A 20,760-nucleotide genomic window follows, 5' to 3' on the forward strand; every position below is an offset into this window, starting at 1 on the left:
TCAACGCTGTGCGGTTCGGCCATTGTCTGATCATTCCATGTGCTTGTGGTGCACTAGGAGCCTGAATCGACTGACCAACCCCAGACCAACCTCGAGGATATCGCCGCAGTGGCCTGGGACATGCGTCGCCTGTTGTTCATGGACGGCGACCGCCAAGGCCCCACCCACATGCTGAGCGGCTGCTGAGGGCGATCAGTCAAAGAGGCCGATGACGGCTGCTCGGGGAACTGTCGGAGTTCGAGCGGGTTCGCCGCCTGCTGGCTGTCGGCAGCCGGGCGTCGATAGGCGGGGCGGAGCGGTACGTGGCCTTTCGGGTCAGCGGCGTCCGCGCAGGCGGTTCAGCAGCCGTCCGGCCTGTGCGCGCTTGCGGGGGTCGGCAGCGGCCCGCCGGGCGGAGGCAGTCACCTGCTGCCCTTGCGGGCTGCGCGCGAACTGCTTGATACGGGCCAACAACGTGGACATGGCGCCTCCTTGGGGTGGTGTCACCTCGTGTACCCCGAGGGGGCAGCCATACGCACCTCAGGCGAGACCTGTCGGTGAGACCGCGGGCGAGGGCGGCGGTGCAGCGCACAGCAGCATCTCGGAGAGAGACTGATCGGATGGTTGATTCACGCCCGATGAGGACAGGGGCGGGTGGACGACGGAGCGGCGCCCCCGGTACGTCAACGACCTCGGCTCGGATGCGAACCTGGTCGGTGGCACGGACCGTTCGAACCGGCAGAGGTCCGATCAGGATTCGGAATCGGTCTGGACAGCCCCGTTCACGCGAGAGCCAGGACCCAAAGCGGCCACATGTTCCCCTCAGCTACCTCCGATGTGGGCATGCCGTCGTCTGGGATCGCTCCGGAAAGCCGTCGCGAGGTAAGAGGAGCGACCGGCCTGGCGCCTGCACGAGCGGATCGGATCCATCAGAGCACTGTCGTGGTGGTGGGCGTCTGCGCCCCTCCTTCTGTTCGCCCCGGCTATCGCGTATGCGTTGGGGTTGCCGGACGTACGGCGGGAGATCGGCTGGGTGTGCGGCCTGTTGGCGCTGCTCACTGCCGTGCTCGCGCCGACAGCGGGCTTGCTGGTGGCTCAGGTCGGGGACCGGCGAGAGGCGCGCGGACGATTCGTGATCATGGCCGCGGTGTCCAGTGTGCCGATTCTCTTCTTCTTGTTCTTCGGAGTGCTGTTCCCTGAGTGCCCGGATGGGTACCACTGCTGAGGACTGCTCTTTCACTGCCGGCCACAGCTGAGACGACCTTGCCGTGTCTGGTGTGATCACGGCGTCAAAGTGGTCCTGGAGATCCCTGTTCACCGGTCTGAGCCCGCCAGCCCGCGCTGCTTCTGGAAGCTCGTGACCGCGAGTCCGTGTGCGGGTGGTATGGGGCGGGTCAGGCGGTGTCGCGGTCGATCCGGTACGGCGGCGGCGTGGTGCTCAGTGGATGAAGAGGCTCTTGCGGGCGAGCTGTTCGGCTTCCATGGCCCTGATGGCATCACGGCAGGCGTTGGTGAACTTCCAGAAGTCCGTATTGGTGGTGGTGGCGCGGTTGGCCGCGCCGGAGAAGTTCCCGAAGAGGCTTTGGCGGAGTTCGGTGGTGATCTCCAGCTGGCCGCCGCCTTCACCCGTCAGGGTGCGGTTGCAGATGTTGTCGGGCAGGTCGCCGTTGAGGTCCTCCGGGTTACCGCCCAGCACCTGGAAGCCTGCGCCGCTCAGCTTCGTGGAGAGATGCTGACGGAAGCGGGCGTTGAGGCCGCCGACCACGACCGCCTTGGGCTGACCCGTGGCTGCGCCGGCCTGAGCCGCGGTGCAGCCGTGCAGGCTCAGCACGTTGGCACTGCCGGCGGCCATGGACCGTGCGATCGGGTCGTCGCAGTGCGAGGCGGTGACGTGCAGGTCCCCGTTGTTGGAACCGCGCACGCCTTCGAACATCCAGTAGTCGTGTACCAGGGCATTCTGAGCGAGGGGTGCGAGTCCGTCGGGGTGGTAGCCGGCTATGGCCAGGCAGAGCTCGGAGGTACCCATCTCGATGCCACCGCCGTGGATGGCCAGCACACTGGTCAGGCGGGGAGGAGGAGTCGTGGCCTTGTCGTTGTCGAAGACATCGTGCCGCTTGAACCGGCGCGCGAAGTCCTGACCCTCGATCGCCGTTGCGTAGAGGTCGGAGTTCGAGCTGTAGAGGTCGCCGCCGGCAGCGGCGGCCGGAGTCGTGGCGAGCCCTGTCAGGATCGGACCACCCGCTACTGCGGCCACCAGAGAGGCGAGGACGGTCCTGCGGCTGGCGCGAATCTGGGACATGCTTTGTTCCTTCGGTGTTGTGTGGGCTGGGTGGCCAATGGGCGGCGCCCGGCGAGGAGTTTCTCGGTTGGGCGGTGCCGATGGTGCTGTGCGGCCCTCCCGGTGAACACCATCCTGGCCGCCTGCGGGCACCCCCGGAAGGGCTGCCGACTGGCACCAAGGTGCAGGCACTTTGATGCCACCCCGTGGTACCGATCCTGCGAATTCCCGTCTCCGGCGGAGGCAGCTGTCGCGGCCTTCCCGAAGGTTCTGAGGCCCGCTCGTCCGGAGCCGATGACCGCCTGGGCGGTGCCGCCGGAGTCGGCTGGCCGAAGGGACCAGCTCTAGCTCGGCGGCGTGTTGCACCGGCGCGGAAGGCGCGCGTCGCCGGTCGAAGGGCCACTGTCCGTGGGGGTACGACCCTTCAGAGTGGCTGGCTGTAGGGCATCGCGAGGTGGCCTTCCAGAGTTACCTGGAGCCGGGGTCGATCTCGGGCATCGCTTCTCGTGAGCACCGACACCACCGACGAGACGATCCGCTATACCCGCCAATGTTGTCCTGGTAACCGGCGCCTGCCTCGGGCCACCCAGCCCGTACAAGGCCGTGCGCGTGACCAGGCCGCCCCGCCCTGGACGTTCGGGGGTGGGGGCGGGTTCGCGCGTGGGCGGTCGTCGACTGCCTGGCCGGGCTCAGCCCGAGGTCTTCCATTCGCCGTGGAGGAGGCCGAGTACCACCTGGTCCGCGAAGGTTCCGTATTCCCACGCGGAAAGCCGGAGTCTTCCCTCCACGACGAATCCAGCCCTTTCCGCCACCTTGATCATCCCGGCGTTGTCCCCGGAAGTCTCGATCTGCAGCCGGTGAAGACCCCGCACCGCGAAGCCGTATTCGCACAGTGTCCCGAGAACGTCGAGTCCGTACCCTCGGGAGCGGAATGCGGGGAGCAGCGAGATGCCGATGTGCGCCCTCCGGTTGTAGGTGTCGATCCCCCAGAGCAGTGCCTCACCTGCTAGTTCCTGGGTGGCCAGATCGACGACCGAAAAGTACGCGATGTCGTCCGACCCCTGTCCGACGGCGTACGGAGAGTCCTTCGACCCGGGGGAAATTGGACGCCAGGGTACGGAGTCGGCACTCGCCTGGGTCTTCACGTCGTCGTACAGCTCGGACTGCAGAACCGGGATGTCCTCTTCGTGCCGGGCCCGTAGCCCGGTTTTATTTCCTCGTATCACTTGAACATTGGTATCCGATGGCGGCGGGCGGGACAACCCTTCCGTATGATCTTCGCCAATTTCCCTTTCATGCCATGAGGCGGTCCCCCAGAACGCTGCGGGAGTAGAGGATGGCATGCCCTTGCCGCGCCCGGTCCAGGAGTCCGGCGCGGTGCAGGATGCCCAGGTGCTGGCTCACCGCGCCCTGGCTGAGGCCGAGGCGGCGGGCGAGTTCCGTCGTGCTCAGGGGTTCGCCGAGCGCTTCCAGGAGTTGCGCCCGGGTCTTGCCGACCAGGTCGGCCACGCGGCGTCCGGCCACGGGGTTGGCGCCCCAGGCGGTGCCCCTGCCTCGTGCCGGGTAGAAGAGGCGGGGTGGCTGCAGGTGGTCGACCAGGCTCACGGCCCGGTTGCAGAACAGCGACGGAGTGAAGGTCAGGCCCCTGCCCCGGACGGCGATGTCGGCCTCCAGCCCGGGCTCGTCCAGGCTGAGCGCCCCGTTGCCCCAGCTCAGTCCGCGGTCGATGTCGCGGAACAGGCCTTGGGCGCCCTCGTCCGCCAGCTTGCTGGCCCGGTAGCGGACGTCCCCTTCGAGGATGGCGAGAAGTCGTGGCCAGTGCGGGGCCAGGACCCGGTCCCAGTAGACACGCAGGGCCTCGGTGATCTCATCGAGCAGCCCCAAAGGGTCCTGGTGGACGGATTCGAGGCGAGGGTGGAGCCGGCGGCCGTTCGCCGCGCTGGTGAGGTCCCGAATCACTACATTGTGGTCCATCGCGCGCACGGCCGCGAGTTCGTCGTGGATATCCGGGCGGGGGACCATTGGATACGGAGTGATAAAGTCCGGAATGAAGCCTCCGGGTCCGACGAGTGCTTGTAGCAGGCCCCAGTCCAGCAAAGTCAGACGATGGGCTGACAACTGGACCATTGGCTGGTGAATGACGTATTTAACCGGATTCTGCCAGACCCAGAGACTCATGACGGCTTCCTGCAGGGGTGAGCAGGCGAACCTGACGGATGCGAGATCGTCGACATCGAAGCGCAGGTGCAACATTCGGCCCAGGCTAAATGTTTAGCGCAGCAGGCGGAACTGTCTTTGGATACAGAACATGGCTTCCCGCTCAGCCGACGACACCTCGGCGCTTCCCTTGCGAATACGGACGGTCGGCGCATACTCGGCGCCTGCTGCCGCGCGGCCCACCAGGCCGGACCAGCCTCCGCTCTCCTCCGCTCAGCGTGCCCTGTGGCTCCTCGACCAGCTCCATCCGGCCAGCTCCCTCTACAACGTGCCCGTGGCCGTGAAGCTCACCGGCCACCTCGACGTAACCGCCCTGACACGGGCGCTGGCCCTCGTGGTCGAGCGGCACGAGGTGCTCCGCACCGTCTTCCCGCGGCGTGCGGGCGGCGAACCGTACCAGCGGGTCCTTCCGGCCGCCGACGTACCGATGGACGTACTGGACCTGCGGGCGGGCGCGTCCCCGGCCCCCGGCGAAGCGGCCCATGACGAGACGGCCCGTGACGAGACGGCCTGGCAGGCGGTCCGGGCCCTCGTGGAGGAGCCCTTCGACCTGGCGGCGGGTCCGCTGCTGCGGGCCGTGCTGGTGCGGCTCACGGACGAGGAGAGCATCCTCGGGATCTCCCTGCACCACATGGTCTGCGACGGCCCGTCCCTGCACATCCTCTTCGAGGAGCTCTCCGCGTACTACGAGGGCCCCGGAGCCGTTCTTCCCGCGCTGACCGCCCAGTTCGTCGACCACGTGCTGGAGCGGCAGGCATCGGCCGACGGACCGGAGGCGCTGGGTTGGTGGCGCGAGCAGCTCGCGGGTGCTCCCACCGTCCTCGCCCTGCCGACGGACCGGCCCCGGCCCGCGGTACGCAGAGGTCGCGGAGCCACGTACACGCTCCGGCTGTCCGGTGGCCTCGTCGCGGCCGCCGGAGCGCTCGCGCGTCACGAACGGGCCACCCCTTTCATGGTGATGACCGCGGTGTACTCGGCCCTGCTCGGCCGGCTCTCCGGTTCGCGCGACCTCCTGATCGGTACGCCGGTCGCGGGCCGCGACCGTGCCGAACTGGAGTCGCTGATCGGCTTCTTCGTCAACACCGTCCCGTTACGCATCAGCCTCGACGGCGACCCTCCCTTCACCGAACTCCTCAGACGGGTGCGGACCTCCACCTTCGGAGCCATGGCCCATGCGGACGTCCCCTTCGACGCCCTGGTGGAGAACCTGCGCATCGACCGGGATCCCGGTACGACCCCCCTGGTACAGACCGTCCTCACGTTCGAATCCTCGCCCCTGGCCCGGCCCCGGTTCGCCGGCCTCGGGGCCAGGCTGCTGCCGATCCTCCCGGACGCCGCGAAGTTCGACCTCGACGTCATGATCCTGCAGGCTCCCGACGGCAGCGGCGACTTCGACTTCTGCGTCACCTACGACACGGACCTGTTCGAGCCGCAGACCGTCACCCGGCTCGCCGAGCGGTTCCGCGCGATGCTCGCGGCCGTGGTCGCCGACCCTGCTCTGCCCATGCACCGGCTGCCCCTGCTCACCGACGACGAGACGCGCCAGGCCACGGAGGTCTGGAACCCCGCCGGAGACGAACACCGGGCGATACCGGGACCGCTGGTCCACGAGTGGGTGGAGCGCCAGGCCCGGGCCAGGCCGGCCGATCCCGCGCTCAGCCTCGACGGCCGCGAGGTCAGCTACGCCGAACTCGACGCGCGGGCCGGGGCCCTGGCCCGCCGCCTGACAGCGGCGGACGTGGCACCGGGTGACGTGGTCGGCATCCTGCTGCCCCGCGGCACCGAGCTCCCCACGGCGATGCTCGGCATCCTCAAGTGCGGCGCGGCCTACCTCCCGCTGGACCTCGCGCACCCGGCCGCGCACCTCGCCAGGATCCTCCGCTCGGCCGGCGCGGCCCATGTCGTCACGAGCGCGGAGTCGGCGCCCCGCCTGGAGTCCCTCGGCGTACGGACCGTTCCGGTCGAGGGGCTCTCCGGAACCGCACACGCAGCGCCCGCAGAGCGGGACGAGCCGGGTGAGCCTGCCGGTCAGGGCGAGCCGCGTGGGCAGGGCGGGCCGCGCGGGCAAGGCGAGCCGCACCGGGTCCACCCCGAGGATCTCGCGTACGTCATCTTCACCTCCGGATCGACGGGTGAGCCCAAGGGCGTGGGTGTGCCGCACAGTGCCCTGGCCAACCACGCCCGGGCCGTCGACGAGCGGTTCGGACTGCGATCGGGCGACCGGGTACTGCAGTTCGCGAACGCCGCCTTCGACGTGGCCGCCGAGGAACTCTTCCCCACCTGGGCGGCCGGCGCCTGCGCGGTGCTGTGCACCGATCCTCCGCCCGCCGAGCGGATGTCCGCCCAGCTGGACTCCCTCGGCATCACGGTGGCCAACCTGCCCGCCAGCTACTGGCAGCGGTGGGTCGCGACGCTGCCGGACGGTGACGGGCGGGTGCCCGGAACACTGCGTCTCCTGGTCGTCGGCAGCGAACCCGTGGATCCCGTGGCGCTGGCCGCCTGGGCCCGTCGTACGCCGGTGCCCGTCGTCAACGCCTACGGGCTGACCGAGACCACCATCACCGCGCTGACGCACGACACGGGCCTGGGGTCCGGCGGCGCGCTCGTACCGGTCGGCGTCCCGCTGCGCGGGGTGCGGGCGTACGTCCTCGACGAAGACCTCCAACAGCTTCCGCCCGGTGTGCCCGGAGAGCTCTTCATCGGTGGCGCAGGACTGGCCCGCGGCTACCTCGGACGCCCCGGCCTGACCGCGGAGCGCTTCCTGCCCGACCCCTTCGTCCCCGGTGCCCGGATGCACCGCACCGGAGACCGTGCACGGCGGCGCCCGGACGGTGCCGTCGAGGTGCTCGGCCGGATCGACGAACAGCTCAAGGTGCGCGGCTACCGCATCGAGCCCGGCGAGGTGGAAGCGGCCCTGTGCACGCACCCCGAGGTGGTCCAGGCCGCCGTCGCGGCCCGGACCGGCGCCGACGGGACGCCCCGGCTGGCCGGGTACGTCGTCACGCGCACCGGGGGAGTACCGGACGATCTGCGCGCCCACCTGACGGCGCTGCTGCCCGCCCACCTCGTGCCCGGCGTGCTCGTCCCGCTGGCCGCGCTGCCGCTGTCAGGGAGCGGCAAGGTCGACCGTTCGGCCCTGCCAGAGCCGCGGCCGGCCGCCCCCGCCCTCCCGGATCCTCCCGCCGGGGAGCCTGCGGAAAGCGATATGGAACGGATGCTCTCCCTCATCTGGCAGGACGTCCTGGACATCGGCCGGGTGGGTGTCCGCGACAACTTCTTCGACCTGGGCGGGACTTCGTTCACCCTCACCACGGTCCACGCCAGACTGAACGAGCGGCTGGGCCGGCGGCTGCCGCTGGTCACCCTCTACGAGCACCCGACGATTGCGGCACTGGCCGGACACCTCTGTAACGAGGACCGGCCCTCCGGACCCACCCTGCCCGCGGACCCGCAGGCGGAGAACCGGCTACGGGCCGGGCGCGCCCGGCTGAACCAGCGGCGGCGCACCGCTCTCTGAACGGCTCACCGAACGGCTCTGCGAACACTCGCCGTCCCTCGCGCAGACCTGCCCGCTCGCCACCCCTCCCGCCGACCCGCGCGGCCGCTCGCCGACGCGGAAGAGGCTCACCACGCCCGCGCCCACGCCCGCGCCCCGAAGCGCACCGCTCCCCGAAGCACACCGCGCCGCTCCACGACCGTCCCCACCGATGCACCAGAAAGGGCTTCACGTGCCCAGCCCCACCACAGAACGACGTTTCACCGTCGTCCGAAACGACGAAGAGCAGTACTCGATCTGGCCGGCCGACCGCGCCCTGCCCAGCGGGTGGTACGACCAGGGAGTCACCGGATCCAAGGAATCGTGCCTCGCCTTCATCGGCCGGGAATGGACCGACCTGCGGCCCCGGACGCTCCGCGAGATGGCGGGGAACTGACGTGAAGCAGAAGCAGAGCCTGTGGCGGGCGGCCGATTTCCGCAACCTCTGGCTGTCCCACTCCGTGAGCCTGGTCGGCACGCACATCAGCGTGCTGGCCTTCCCCCTGGTCGCCCTCGTGATCCTGGGCGCCTCCGCCACCGAGGTGAGCATGCTCGCCGCGGTGGAGTTCCTGCCGTCGCTGCTGCTCGGCCTGCCGGCCGGAGCCTGGGTCGAGCGGCTGCCGCGCAAGGCCGTACTGGTCGTCTCGGACCTGGCCCGCGCCGTCGCCATGGCCGCCGTTCCGGTCGCCTACGCATTCGACGTACTGACCCTCGGACTGCTGTTCGTGGTCGCCTTCATCATCGGACTCGGCACGCTCTTCTTCGACGTGGCCCAGCAGTCCTACCTTCCCGCACTCGTCCAGGAGGAGGAGCTCGCCGACGGCAACGCCAAGCTGGAGGGCTCCCGTTCGGTGGCCCAGCTCGCCGGTCCCGGTGTCGGCGGCTTCCTCGTACAGATCTTCGCCGCCCCGGTGGCCATCGCGGTCGACTCGCTCACCTATGTGGCCTCCGCCGTCATGGTCTGGAGGATCCGCGGGAACAGCGCTCCTCCGGAGCCCATCGAGCAGATGGGACTGCGCAAGGAGGTGGCCGCGGGCCTCCGCTTCGTGTTCACCCACCCGCTGGTCCGCCCCCTGGCGCTGTGCGCCCTGGCCGCTGACCTCGCCTTCGCCGCCGTACTCGCCCTCCAGGTCCCCTACGCCGCGCAGACCCTCGACCTCAGCTCGGGCGTCATCGGGCTCGCTCTCGGCATCGGCAGTGCGGGCGGCCTGCTCGGAGCCGTGATCTGCGGCCCGGTCGCCGAACGCATCGGCTCCGGCCGCACCGTGGTGCTGAGCATCGTGGTGTTCAGCGCCGGCGCCGCGATGCTTCCGCTGGCCACGGGCGCGATCGGCTTCACCGCCGGACTGTTCGTCGTCTACCTCGGCGTGGTCGTCTTCAACGTGCTGCAGGTGACGATCTGCCAGAAGGCCACTCCGGCACACCTGTTGAGCCGGATGTACGCGACCCTGCGCTTCGTCTCGTGGGGATCGGTTCCCCTGGGCGCCGCGCTGGGCGGTCTGCTCATCACCCCCCTGGGTCTGCGCGGTGTGCTGTGGGCGGCGGCCGCCGTGTGCGCCCTGTCCGTCGTACCCGCCCTCTTCTCCCCGGTCCGCGGGCTGCGTGACGAGCCCGGGGCCTCCGAGGACGACACCGACGCCGACGCGGCGGAGACGGAGAGCATCGCATGACGGCCACAGCAGCGGACCCCGGCCCGCAGAGACCGAAGGACATGCAGAACCCGCAGAGCCCGAAGGACATGCAGAACCCGCAGAGCCCGAAGGGCATGCAGAGCCCGCAGGACCCGGACCGGTCGCCGGTGGACGACGCGGAGACGGACGCCGGTGACATCTGCGGACTGCTCGCCGTCATCGGCATGGCGGGTCGCTTTCCCGGATCGGCGGACCTCGCCGGGTTCTGGCGGGGCGTGTCCAGGGGCGAGGAGTCGGTCACCCGGACCAACGTCGATCCGGACACCGGCAACGCCTCGGCGTACGGGGTGGTGGCCGGCGGGGACGAGTTCGACGCCTCCTTCTTCGGCTACTCGCCCCGCGAGGCACTGCTCATAGACCCGCAGCACCGGGTGTTCCTGGAGTGCGCCTGGGAAGCCATGGAGCACGGAGGGTACGACCCCGCACGCTACCCGGGGGTGGTCGGCGTCTACGGGGGGTCCGGCGACACCGGGCACTTCTCCGCCCTGCTGGCGAACCGCTCCATGTTCCCAGGGGTCGGCGAGTGGCAGCTGCGCCTGGGCAGCGGGGCGGACTTCCTCACCAGCAGGGTCGCGTACAAGCTCGGGCTCACGGGCCCGGCCCTGACCGTGCAGACCGCCTGCTCGACCTCGCTCGTGGCCGTTCACATCGCCGGGCAGGGGCTGCTTGCGGGGGAGTGCGACCTCGCTCTCGCGGGCGGTGTCACCCTGCGGGTGCCGCACCCGGTGGACGAGGACCTCGGTGACGGACTGCTGGCCCGGGACGGCCACTGCCGGTCCTTTGACGCCGCCTCTTCCGGCACGGTCTCCAGCGACGGGGCCGGGATCGTCCTCCTCAAGCGGCTGGAGGACGCCCTGCGCGACGGGGACGAGATCCACGCCCTCATCCGCGGCTCGGCCGTGAACAACGACGGTTCACGGAAGGCCGGATTCACCACGCCCAGCATCGACGGCCAGGCCGCCGCGGTCGAGGCGGCGCTGCTCGTCGCCGGGGTCGAGCCGGAGAGCATCGGCTACGTCGAGGCGCACGGCACGGGAACACCGGTGGGCGACCCCATCGAAGTCAGGGCACTGGCCAAGGCCTTCGGCTCCGGACTCCCGGCGGGGAGCGTCGTCCTCGGGTCGGTGAAGAGCAACATCGGTCACACCGACGCCGCTTCGGGGGTCATCGGCCTCATCAAGACCGTCCTCGCACTGCGCCGGGAACTCCTCCCGGGAACCGTCCACTTCACGGAGCCCAATCCCGAACTGCAGCTGGAGCGGACCCCGTTCGAGATCAGCGCCACCGCCCGGCCCTGGCCGCGGGGACCGCACCCGCGGCGGGCGGGCGTGAACTCCCTGGGTCTGGGCGGGACCAACGCCCACGTCGTCCTGGAGGAGGCTCCCCGACCGCCGGCGCACCACCCCGGACGTCCGTACCAGCTGCTGCCGCTCTCGGCCCGCAGCGCGACGGCGCTCAAGGCGTCGGCCGGCCGCCTGGGCGAGGCGCTGGAGGGTGACGCGCCCCTCGACGACACCGCCTGGACCCTGCAGACCGGGCGCGCCCAGTTCCCGCACCGCGGCTTCGTGGTGGCCTCGGACCGCGGGGCCGCCCGGCAGGCCCTGCTCTCGGCCGATCCTGGGAGCTTCCCCACCGGTCAGGTCCAGGACCAGCCGGCCCGGGTGGCCTTCCTCTTCCCCGGGCAGGGCGGCCAGCACGTCGGCATGGCCCGGGAGCTCTACCTCAACGAGCCGGTGTTCCGGCGTGCGTTGGACCAGTGCGCCGCCCTGGCCGGGCACACCCTCGGCGAGGACATCCGCTCGGTGCTGTACCCGCCCGAGGGGCAGGAGGCCGCGGCCGCCGAGCGGCTCACGGGAATGCAGCTCAGCCAGGCCGTGCTGTTCTCCGTCCAGTACGCGCTGGCCCAGCAGTGGCAGGCGTGGGGCGTGACCCCGCGCGTCGTGCTGGGTCACAGCCTGGGCGCGTACGCCGCGGCCACGGTGGCCGGGGTGTTCGATCTGCCGGACGCGGTGCGGCTGGTCCTGGAACGCAGCCGGATCCTCGACGCGCTGCCCAGCGGCTCGATGCTCGCCGTTCCCCTGTCCGAGGCGGACCTGGCACCGCGGCTGGCCGACGGGGTGTCGATCGCGGCGGTCAACGGACCGCAGCAGTGCGTGGTGACGGGAACGGCCGCCGGGGTGGAGGAGGTGCGCCGGCGCCTGACGGGAGAGGGCATCGACGCACGGCTCCTGCACATCAGCGCCGCCGCGCACTCCGCCCTGGTGGATCCGGCGCTCCCCGCCTTCGAGAAGTACGTGGCCTCGGTGACCCTGAGGCCTCCCACGGTCCCCTGGATCTCGGACCGTACGGGACGCCTCGTCACCGCGGAGGAGGCGTGCTCCCCCTCCTACTGGGCGCAGCACCTGCGCCACACCGTCCGGTTCGACGAAGCCCTGCGGACGCTGTTCTCCCTCGGCGAGGACATCCTGCTGGAGGTCGGGCCCGGCCGTACGCTCGGTACGCTCGCCCGACGTCACCCGGCCTGCGCCACAGGGCGTCCCATCGCGCCGAGCCTGCCGCACGCGATCGACGCCACGGACAGCGGAACCTCCATGCTCACCGCCCTGGGCCGGATCTGGCAGGCCGGCGCCGTCATCGACTGGGACGCGGTCCACTCCGGCGAACGCCGCCGCAGAGTCCCCCTGCCGACGTACCCCTTCGAGAGACAGCGCTTCCGTCTCGCCGTCAACCCGTACGCGTGGGAGGCCGCGTACGCGGGTCCGCTCGTGGCCGAGCCGACAGCCGCGGCCGACCTGGGGGTCCCGGCCGGTACGGGGATCCCGGCCGGTACCGGGACTGCGGACGCCGCCGGGACCGCCGATGACGCCGGGACCGCGGCCGTCGGCCCGCCCGGATTCGCCCGCCCGGAGCTGGGCGAGCAGTACGAGGCGCCCGCCGATGTCACGGAGGAGAGCCTCACCACGGCGTTCGCGCAGGTCCTCGGCCTGGACCGGGTCGGGCGGCACGACAACTTCTTCGAGTACGGCGGTGATTCGCTCGTCGCCAGCCAGTACTGCGCCCTCGTCCGCGCCTCCACGGGCGCGCAGATCACCGTACGCATGGTGTTCCAGGCACCGACCGTTTCCGCACTCGCCGCGCTCGTGAACCAGCAGCTGGAGAAGGCATCGTGACCGCACCCCGACCGCGTTGGGCCCTGTGCCGGGCCCGCGACGAGTCCGCCGCCCTGAGGATGTACTGCTTCCCGCACAGCGGCGGTTCGCCCGGCGAGTACATGCGCTGGTCGGACCGGCTGCCCGGCACCGAAGTGTGGGGCGTCCAGCTCCCCGGACGCGGCAGCAGGCTCGCCGAACCCCCGTTCACGGACATGGCGGACCTGGTGGAGGCCGTGGTGGCCGGGCTCGACTTCGCGGGCCCGTACGTCCTGTTCGGGCACAGTCTGGGGGCGCTGGTCGCCTTCGAGACCGCCCACGCCCTGCGCGAACGGGGGCTGCCGGGGCCGCGGGCGCTGCTGCTCTCCGGCAGCGCCGCGCCCCATGTGCTGCGGCCCTTCCCCTCCCTGAGCGACCTGGAGGGCGAGGAACTCGTCGCCGCCGTGGAGAAGGTCTACGGGCCCGTCCCGCCCGAGATCCATCAGGACGCGGAGCTGCGGGACATGCTGCTCGACGGACTCCGCGCCGACCTGCGGATCGTCGGCCGGTACACCCATCGGGAGCGGCCGGCCCTGAACGTCCCGATCACCGTCTTCGCCGGTTCCGGGGACGACGAGACGCCCGGGGAACTCGCGGCATGGCAGGCGTGCACCACCGCCGCCCACGAGGTCCGGATGTTTTCGGGCGACCACTTCTACTTCCGGGAGAACCCCGATGCCTTCTTCACCTCCCTCACCGCCGCTCTCGCCGAGTCCGCCGCTCTCAACGAGTCCGCCGCTCCCGCCGAGCCCGCTGCACGAGATCTACCGGGGACGGATCCCCTGGCAGCGGCTCCGTCGGTTCCCTGAGCCCTCGGGGGCGGGACGGCTCCGAGGGGACACGGCCGTGTCGGCCCTCTCCGCCCTGCTGCGCGAACGGGTCGATCCGGAGGCCGTGGAGCGCTCGGGGAAGCTGCCCGGGGGGCTGATGGACGATCTGCGCGAGGGCGGCTTCCTCCAGCTGCTGGCCGGGCGGGACACGGGCGGCCTGGGCCTCTCCCCGTACCACGCCTTCCGTGTCATCGAGGCGGCGGCGAGCTGGTGCACGCCGGTGGCGTTCAGTCTGGCGATCACCAATGGCTTCGGCTCGGGTTCGTACCTGCCGCTGCTGCCCGAAGGGCCGCTCAAGGACATGATCGCGGAGCGGTCGGCGCGGGGGATCGTCTCCGCGGGCGCCGACGCCGAGACCATCGGCACCGCCAACCACCGCCGGGCGACCAGGGCGGTACCGGTCGACGGCGGGGCGTTCTACGAGATCACCGGCGAGAAGGTCTTCATCGGCAACGGACCCGTCGCCGACCTCATGGACGTGTCGGCCACCCTGCGGGGACCGGACGGCAAGGACGAGGTCCGGCTGTTCTTCGTCGACTCCACCGCTCCGGGCTTCCGCGTCGCGGCACGCCACGAGTTCATGGGACTGCGGGGTGCCGAGATCGGAGCACTGCACCTGGACCGGGTGAAGGTCCCCGCCTTCCACTTGATGGACGAGTCCGAGGACGGCTGGCGGATGCGGCCGGGCGACCGGACCTCGCCGTCCGGCGAACGCGCACCCGGGGACGGTGCCGGTCCCGGCGGCAGGGTGGAGGAGCAGGAAGAGGAGGCGTTCCACCCCGCTGATTTCGGGCAGCTCGCGGCACTGGGCAGGATCCTGGTGATCGCACCCTCCTCCCTGGCGATCACCAAGCTCTGCCTGCAGTGGTCCAGGGAGTTCGTCGGCCGGCGCAACGTCGATGGCAAGGGCCTCGGAGAGTACGACGAGATCCAGCGGCACGTGGCGGAGACGGCCGCGGAGGTCTTCACCGCGGACACCGTCCTGACCTGGGCGCTGAACAGCCACCTCACGGGTGACAACCAGCCCGAGCTCACCGCGGCCAAGAACCTGGTGTCGATGGCCTGCTGGCGCACGGTCGACCGGACCGTGTCGCTCCTGGGCGCCGAGGGGTACGAAACGGCCGCCAGCAAGGCCGGGCGGGGCGCGCAGCCGCTTCCGGTGGAGCGGTTCTTCCGCGACGCGCGCGCCCTGCGCGTCGCGGGAGGCGTCGACTTCATGGTGGACCGGTGGGCGGCGGAAGCGGCTCTGACGTCCTGCCACTTCACGGCGGAGACCCTGCCCCCGGCCGGGGGCGATCCCCACACGGGCGCAGGCGCAGGCGCCGGCGGCGACGACGACGGCTTCGGCGCGTCCCCGGCCTGCCGTGAGCACTGGCTCTTCCTCCTCGGGCACGCGAAGCGGTTCGCGCGGACCTGCACGGAGCTGACCTACGGGACCACGCCCGAGGCACTGTTCCGGCGCCAGCGGACCGTCGCCGTCGTGGGGCGCATCGGCGGCGAACTGCTCAGCATGTCCCTGGTCCTGGCGCGCGCCGCCTCACTCGCGGCCGGCGGGGACCCGCGTTACCTCCCGCTCGCCGACCTGTCCTGCGCCGCGTCGCGCCACCGGCTGTCGGGGCTCTGGCACCAGCTGGACGAACCCATAGACGGCCCCCGGTACGAGGCCACCGCCCAAGCCTGGCTGAACGGCACGACGCTCGACTTCCTCCTGGAGGACGTCATCACCGACGTCCCCCGGCCCCGTCCCTGAACCCTCGGCACATCAGAAAGGACCCCTTCAGATGCACCACGGTTCCGCCCGGCCGGACGGCCAGTCGCTCTGCGTCGAGGCCCGCGTGCACGAACTGTTCACCCGGCACGCCCTCCTGACCCCGGACCGGGTGGCCCTGACCACCCCGGACGGCGATCTGACCTACGGCGAGGTCAACGCGCTCGCCGACCGGCTCGCCGACCGGCTGATCGCGGCGGGCGCCGGCCACAACGCGGCCGTCGGCGTCCTGCTGGAACGCTCGGCCGAGTTCGTGATCGCGGTGCTCGGCGTGCTGAAGGCCGGATGCTGTTACGTGCCCCTCGACCCGGACTACCCGGCGGCGCGGTTGAGCCTCATGCTCGACGCGGCCGCTGTCCGGCTCCTCGTCTCCCGCGGCGCGCTGGCGGCGCGGATCCCCGGGTGCGCCGCGCCCGTGCTCGACATCGACGAGCCGCCCGCCCCGGACGGGCCGGGCGACGGAATGCCGGGCCCGGTGCTCCGCGTACACCCGGACGATCTGGCGTACGTCATGTTCACCTCGGGCTCCACCGGTACGCCCAAGGCCGTGGCCGTCCCGCACGCAGGCCTCGTCCGCCTCGTGGACCGCCCCGGATACGTCGACCTGGGCGCGGACGAGGTCCTGGCGGCCGTGTCCTCGCCCTCCTTCGACGCCTCCACGTTCGAGATCTGGGGCGCCCTGGCCAACGGCGCCCGCCTGGTGGTGGGCCCGCCCGGACCGCTCTCCGCCTCGGACGTGGGCGCCCTGCTCCGCAAGGAAGGGGTGACCTGCGCCTGGCTGACGGCCGGGCTGTTCAACGTCATGGTGGACGACTGCCCGGACGACCTGGCCGGCCTGCGGCAACTGCTCTCCGGCGGCGACATCATGTCGCCGGGCCAGGCCCGGCGCTTCCTGGAGGCGGTGCCCCACTGCCGGCTCGTCAACGGCTACGGCCCCACCGAGAACACCACCTTCACCACCTGTCACACCGTCACGCTCGCGGACACCCGGAGCCCCCGGATCCCGGTCGGGAAGCCCATCGACGGCACCTGGACGGTCATCCTCGACGAGGACCTCGAACCGGTGCCGGCCGGCACGCCCGGCACCCTGTACGCGGCGGGCCTCGGCCTGGCGCGCGGATACCTCGGCGACCCGCAGCTCACGGCGGAGCGGTTCGTCCCGGACCCGACGGGGCATGGCGGCCGGCTCTACGACACCGGGGACCTGGCGCTGCGTCGCCCCGACGGAACGATCGAGTTCCTGGGCCGGGCGGACCAGCAGATCAAGAAGCGCGGATTCAGGGTGGAGCCGCTGGAGATCGAGGAGGCGCTGCGGCAGGATCCGCTGCTGCGGGACGCCGCCGTCGTCCTCGAAGGCGCCCGCAGTGACGATTCCGCCCTGGTGGCCCACCTGGTGCTGGATCCCGGGACGGGGGCACCCGCCGCCGACGTGCGCGAAATCATCACCGCCGTACGTGCGCGCCTGCGCGAGCGGCTCCCCGCGTACATGGTGCCCGACCGGTTCGCCGTCACGGACGCGCTCCCGCTCAACCCGAACGGCAAGGTGGACCGCCGCGCCCTGTCGACGGCTGCCACCGTACCCGCCACAGCCGCCACAGCCGCCACAGCCGCCACAGCCGCCGCACCGGCCGACGCCGCTGACGCGCTCACGGAGACGGAGGCCGCCCTCGTCGCCATCTGGACCGAGATCCTGGAGGCGCAAGGCATCGGCCGGGACAGCGACTTCTTCGAACTGGGCGGCCAGTCGTTCCAGGCCAGCCGCATGACCGCCCGCATGCGCACCCGGCTCGGCGTCGACGTCCCCCTGGCGGCCGTCTTCGAGTACCCGACGCCCGCACTGCTCGCCGAGGTGATCGACCGGGCGACGTGAGCCAGCCCCGCCGTTCCCATTCGAGCCGGCGCCCGACGGCCTCGCCGTGCCGGTGCAGTTCGGGGCGACGTCCCGGGTACGGGGCGCACACGGTTGGTGGGGACGTCGATCCTGCGGTGGGGCCCAGGTGGGCTCGGGTACACGATCCGTGGCGTGCACTTTGCGCTGCACCGCATGGAGCACAGCCCGATGACGGACACCATCGTGTCCGTCATCAACGAAACGGACGACGACGAAGCAGCCATCGACATCCTGCTCGATGCGCTGGGCATCGGCCGTGAGGCGCTGACGTTCAGGGGAGATTTCCGACGCGGTGATGATCTCGGTGCGGTTGGGCGCTCTCGTCGCTTATGGACGGGGAACCTCTGCGGACATGAGCCGGTTCCGCCGGGAGGCCAGATCCCCCCACCTGCGGAGGCCGTGGAGTTCGGCGGCGTCGGGGGCTGCGGGTCTGAAGTAGGTCAGAATCTGTCCTATCTGGCCTCTAGCCTGCGGTTCATGCAGAAAAACGAGGACGGCGTCGAGATTCTTGTCCCCGCGAGCCCGGCCGAGCTGGAGGCATGGCTCGACGAGCATCACGGGGAGCGGACCGCGCTCTGGGTGAAGATCGCCAAGAAACATACCGGCATCCCATCGATCACCTGGGAAGAGATGGTCGACACGGTGCTCTGCTTCGGCTGGATCGACGGTCTGCGGCGCGGCTTCGACGACACGTACTTCCTGCAGCGCACGACACCCCGCCGCCCCCGCTCACCCTGGTCGCAGGTGAACGTCGACAAGGCCGAGACCCTGATCGCCGAGGGACGGATGCGCCCCCGCGGCCTCGCCGAGGTCGACGCGGCGCGGGCGGACGGCCGCTGGGCGACGGCATACGCCTCGCAGAAGAACGCCACCGCACCGCCGGATCTCGTCGAGGCGCTCGACGCGGACCCGACGGCGCGGGCGTTCTACGAGACGCTCGGCAAGTCCGACCGGTTCGCCCTGTATCTCAGCCTGGTCACCGCCCGCACCGAGAAGACCCGGCTGGCCCGTCTGGAGCGGATGGTGGCGACGATGGCGAGGTCGGAACGGCCATCATGATCAACCGTACGGCGGGTTTGGCGGGCCCGACCCCGCCCCGAAAGGCCTTCGGCGGACGACTCACCCGCCTGGGCGGCCGGATTCACCGGACGCTCCCGCGCCGGGGCTGCCGTCCTCGGTGCGGGCCAAGGTGGACCAGGAGCAGTCGATGCGACTACTGAGGGCGATGGAAAATCGCGGCGGGAAGCACGTGGCGGGGCCCGGTGGGGCCCGGTGCGGCTGTCGGCGCGGGATGTCGTCGAGAGCCGTGCGTAGATGACCGACGAGGACGTGGTCGCCGAAGCGGCGAGCGCCGGCGACGACGGCCGCCAGCCGGTCCGGGCCGCCGCCGAGCGTGAGTGCGGGCGCCGCGCCAAGCACCCCCCGTAAGACCAGTCGTCAGTGCACTCCGCCCTTCGACGGCCTGGTCGCGGTGTCGTCGCTGCCGCTCTGCGGCGGGGTGAAGCCGAGTTCTTCGAGGGACAGGGCGAACATGGAGTGCAAATCCTCCGGGCCTGCCGGTTGAGTCAACCAGGCTTCGAGGACTCCCACCAGCGCACCTGCCGGACATTGACGCCGGCGTCCTCGCCGAGCAGCGATGCGTGAGCGATGTACGCGGTGGCGACGTCGCTCTGGCTGTGCCGGCCCCGCTCCAGACGCGCGGCACGGAAAGCGGGATTGCCCGGGCTCTGGGACATCGCGACTCCCATAACGGCTCGGCGGACGGAACAGCGCGCCCGCCCGGGCGGAAGCAGTGACCCACGACGGTACTCCCTCGAGACGTCCTCGGGTGTGTCCTCGTTGTATCCCGCACCTGCCTCTACGGTCCGAAGCAAGGGTTCTGACTGGAGATCAGCAGGGCCGCCCCAGGCCCGGGAACAAGGGAGGGAACGTGACCGTACTCGTGGAGGCCCATCCGTTTCAGGTGGTGAGCGAAGCCAACGCCGAGCTTGGACTGCCGCTCGACACCGTGGTGATCAGCGAGAGCGTCTCGATCATCCTCGAACCGCGCGAGGTCTTACCGTCCGCCGACCTGCGGGATCTGTGGATGAGCTGGCTCAGCGGCCACTTCGCCCTTCTCCTGCCTCCCCTCACCGCACCCTCCAGCCGGTCTCCCGCGAGCAGGGAGGACCGGCTGATGGCGGACACCACCGCCTTCGTCCGTGGGGCGTTCGAGCGGGGGCTGCCCGACGAAGCCGAAGCCGCCTACGTACAACTCCAGGAGCTCGCCCGCACCTGCCGCTTCCTCCTCGGGCGCGCCAACGACCTCCTCCAGGACAACCAGTGATCGATCCGCGGCGAACAGCCTTCGCTCGCCCAACTCCGGGCCGTTGTCCTCTTCGCGATGCTCCGCGGCGGAACCTTTTACGAACCCCAGCCGGCAAGCTGTGCCGACACTACCCACGCCCGGCAGTTAGGCCTGGTCAAACACCTGACTGGCAGCCCGGTGACCGTGGAGATCCTCGCCGACCCTGGCCACCAGGGCCTGGGCGCCCAGCCCGGCGGCCGCGTCGTGACACCACCGCACCGCAGTTCAAGAAGGACCCGCCGAACCGGACTGGTACGAGGAGATCTGTGAGCGCCAGCGCAAGGCGCACTCCTCACTTCGGATCTGGGTCGAGCGCGGCATCGCACACCTCAAGAACTGGCGAGGTCGCGGTCGGAGCCCGCCGTCAGAGCTTGCCGAAGGCGATGCCGCGCCAGGTCCATCCGGCACCGAGGACGGCATCCCGCAGTGGATCCTTCATGTCCGCGGGATCGAAGCGGAACGTCTCCGTCTTCTCCAGTTTGCCGTCGGCTCCCCGCCGGATCTCCCATTGGCGCGAGACCGCGGTCACCTGTCCGCGGGAGTATTCGCGCGAGGCAGCCAGCCTGGGGGTGCCCCCGACCCAGGTGATCTCCCACTGTTCGTCGACGGTGCGCACCTCGTGGCTCCCGGGTACCAGGCGCATCCGGGTCTTGAGCGTCCGGTCCAGCTGGGTCCTGGCGAAGAAGGTGCGCCAAGCCGGCTCCAGAATCCGCCACTCGGCCACCAGGTCGGCGCGCTCCGCGGGGGTGGCGGCGCGCACCAGGTACGGCACGTCCGGCCCGTTGAGCGAGAGCAGCGCCTCCCGAACCTCTTGCGCGGAACGCGGTGCGACACCGCTGTCGGGGTACCGGGTGCCGGTCAGTCTGTCGAAGAGGCCCATCGGGGCAGCCTGCCTTCCGTGTCGGCGTGACGCACCAGGACGCCGTCCCGGTGGTGTCCGGGCGGTGTGCGGGCGGACCGTGCGGAGGAAGTCCTGCAAAATCGCCCAGGACATGGTCGTGCTGGTTCGCGGTGGCGGTCAGGACCAACCGGATCA

15 protein-coding genes are annotated in these 20,760 nt (G+C 70.9%); 9 read left to right on the forward strand and 6 right to left on the reverse strand.

Annotation, left to right across the window (positions count from 1 at the left end; all coding sequences use genetic code 11):
• Nucleotides 1-315: 315 nt before the first annotated feature.
• The 4 genes from ACFWNV_RS06260 to ACFWNV_RS06275 form a co-directional block, all read right to left on the reverse strand.
• Nucleotides 316-462: a hypothetical protein gene (locus tag ACFWNV_RS06260; RefSeq protein ID WP_383941307.1), complete on the reverse strand. Its 147-nt coding sequence runs from the start codon at nucleotides 460-462 to the stop codon at nucleotides 316-318.
• A 955-nt stretch (nucleotides 463-1,417) separates the two neighbouring features.
• Nucleotides 1,418-2,278, reverse strand: coding sequence for a poly-gamma-glutamate hydrolase family protein (locus ACFWNV_RS06265; protein WP_383941309.1), 861 nt, complete (start codon nucleotides 2,276-2,278; stop codon nucleotides 1,418-1,420).
• A 668-nt stretch (nucleotides 2,279-2,946) separates the two neighbouring features.
• Nucleotides 2,947-3,483: a GNAT family N-acetyltransferase gene (locus ACFWNV_RS06270; RefSeq protein WP_383941312.1), complete on the reverse strand. Its 537-nt coding sequence runs from the start codon at nucleotides 3,481-3,483 to the stop codon at nucleotides 2,947-2,949.
• Nucleotides 3,484-3,550: 67 nt separating this feature from the next.
• On the reverse strand, nucleotides 3,551-4,231 hold the full coding sequence (locus ACFWNV_RS06275) for an ArsR/SmtB family transcription factor (protein WP_383941315.1): 681 nt from the start codon (nucleotides 4,229-4,231) through the stop codon (nucleotides 3,551-3,553).
• Between the two features lie 334 nt (nucleotides 4,232-4,565).
• On the opposite strand from ACFWNV_RS06275, the gene ACFWNV_RS06280 reads away from it, so the two are divergent.
• The 8 genes from ACFWNV_RS06280 (at nucleotide 4,566) to ACFWNV_RS06315 (ending at nucleotide 18,436) form a co-directional block, all read left to right on the forward strand.
• A complete protein-coding gene (locus tag ACFWNV_RS06280) occupies nucleotides 4,566-7,991 on the forward strand; it encodes an amino acid adenylation domain-containing protein (RefSeq protein WP_383941318.1) in 3,426 nt (1,141 codons plus the stop codon).
• A gap of 190 nt (nucleotides 7,992-8,181) precedes the next feature.
• Nucleotides 8,182-8,406, forward strand: coding sequence for an MbtH family protein (locus ACFWNV_RS06285; RefSeq protein ID WP_383941321.1), 225 nt, complete (start codon nucleotides 8,182-8,184; stop codon nucleotides 8,404-8,406).
• 1 nt (nucleotide 8,407) lies between these two features.
• Nucleotides 8,408-9,679 carry an MFS transporter gene (locus ACFWNV_RS06290; RefSeq protein ID WP_383941324.1) on the forward strand — a complete coding sequence of 424 codons (1,272 nt, stop codon included), beginning with the start codon at nucleotides 8,408-8,410 and terminating at the stop codon, nucleotides 9,677-9,679.
• Nucleotides 9,676-12,870, forward strand: a complete 3,195-nt coding sequence (locus ACFWNV_RS06295; RefSeq protein ID WP_383941327.1) for a type I polyketide synthase — start codon at nucleotides 9,676-9,678, stop codon at nucleotides 12,868-12,870. The genes ACFWNV_RS06290 and ACFWNV_RS06295 overlap by 4 nt, the downstream gene beginning before the upstream one ends.
• Entirely contained in the window at nucleotides 12,867-13,697 is an 831-nt protein-coding gene (locus ACFWNV_RS06300; RefSeq protein WP_383941330.1) for a thioesterase II family protein, read from the forward strand. Before ACFWNV_RS06295 ends, ACFWNV_RS06300 begins: the two co-directional genes overlap by 4 nt.
• Before the next feature lie 37 nt (nucleotides 13,698-13,734).
• Nucleotides 13,735-15,468 carry an acyl-CoA dehydrogenase family protein gene (locus tag ACFWNV_RS06305; RefSeq protein WP_383941333.1) on the forward strand — a complete coding sequence of 578 codons (1,734 nt, stop codon included), beginning with the start codon at nucleotides 13,735-13,737 and terminating at the stop codon, nucleotides 15,466-15,468.
• 31 nt (nucleotides 15,469-15,499) lie between these two features.
• Nucleotides 15,500-17,356, forward strand: a complete 1,857-nt coding sequence (locus ACFWNV_RS06310) for an amino acid adenylation domain-containing protein (RefSeq protein ID WP_383941336.1) — start codon at nucleotides 15,500-15,502, stop codon at nucleotides 17,354-17,356.
• A gap of 153 nt (nucleotides 17,357-17,509) precedes the next feature.
• The gene (locus ACFWNV_RS06315) at nucleotides 17,510-18,436 is read left to right on the forward strand and encodes a YdeI family protein (RefSeq protein WP_383941338.1); all 927 of its coding nucleotides are present in this window, start codon (nucleotides 17,510-17,512) and stop codon (nucleotides 18,434-18,436) included.
• Between the two features lie 506 nt (nucleotides 18,437-18,942).
• Here the strand turns inward: ACFWNV_RS06315 and ACFWNV_RS06320 are convergent.
• On the reverse strand, nucleotides 18,943-19,113 hold the full coding sequence (locus ACFWNV_RS06320) for a hypothetical protein (protein ID WP_383941340.1): 171 nt from the start codon (nucleotides 19,111-19,113) through the stop codon (nucleotides 18,943-18,945).
• A gap of 194 nt (nucleotides 19,114-19,307) precedes the next feature.
• On the opposite strand from ACFWNV_RS06320, the gene ACFWNV_RS06325 reads away from it, so the two are divergent.
• The gene (locus ACFWNV_RS06325) at nucleotides 19,308-19,703 is read left to right on the forward strand and encodes a DUF6415 family natural product biosynthesis protein (RefSeq protein ID WP_383941343.1); all 396 of its coding nucleotides are present in this window, start codon (nucleotides 19,308-19,310) and stop codon (nucleotides 19,701-19,703) included.
• Nucleotides 19,704-20,088: 385 nt separating this feature from the next.
• Here the strand turns inward: ACFWNV_RS06325 and ACFWNV_RS06330 are convergent, their stop codons facing one another.
• Nucleotides 20,089-20,604 (reverse strand): hypothetical protein, encoded by a 516-nt coding sequence (locus ACFWNV_RS06330; RefSeq protein ID WP_383941345.1) that lies wholly within the window; start codon nucleotides 20,602-20,604, stop codon nucleotides 20,089-20,091.
• Nucleotides 20,605-20,760 lie beyond the last annotated feature (156 nt).

Source organism: Streptomyces sp. NPDC058401 (genome assembly GCF_042722885.1).
GTDB lineage: Bacteria > Actinomycetota > Actinomycetes > Streptomycetales > Streptomycetaceae > Streptomyces.

Coding starts and splice junctions, on each gene's coding strand:
- ACFWNV_RS06260 (WP_383941307.1), bottom strand. CDS start 462: ATGTCCACGTTGTTGGCCCGTATCAAGCAGTTCGCGCGCAGCCCGCAA.
- ACFWNV_RS06265 (WP_383941309.1), bottom strand. CDS start 2,278: ATGTCCCAGATTCGCGCCAGCCGCAGGACCGTCCTCGCCTCTCTGGTG.
- ACFWNV_RS06275 (WP_383941315.1), bottom strand. CDS start 4,231: ATGGACCACAATGTAGTGATTCGGGACCTCACCAGCGCGGCGAACGGC.
- ACFWNV_RS06280 (WP_383941318.1), top strand. CDS start 4,566: ATGGCTTCCCGCTCAGCCGACGACACCTCGGCGCTTCCCTTGCGAATA.
- ACFWNV_RS06285 (WP_383941321.1), top strand. CDS start 8,182: ATGCACCAGAAAGGGCTTCACGTGCCCAGCCCCACCACAGAACGACGT.
- ACFWNV_RS06295 (WP_383941327.1), top strand. CDS start 9,676: ATGACGGCCACAGCAGCGGACCCCGGCCCGCAGAGACCGAAGGACATG.
- ACFWNV_RS06310 (WP_383941336.1), top strand. CDS start 15,500: ATGCACCACGGTTCCGCCCGGCCGGACGGCCAGTCGCTCTGCGTCGAG.
- ACFWNV_RS06320 (WP_383941340.1), bottom strand. CDS start 19,113: ATGTCCCAGAGCCCGGGCAATCCCGCTTTCCGTGCCGCGCGTCTGGAG.
- ACFWNV_RS06330 (WP_383941345.1), bottom strand. CDS start 20,604: ATGGGCCTCTTCGACAGACTGACCGGCACCCGGTACCCCGACAGCGGT.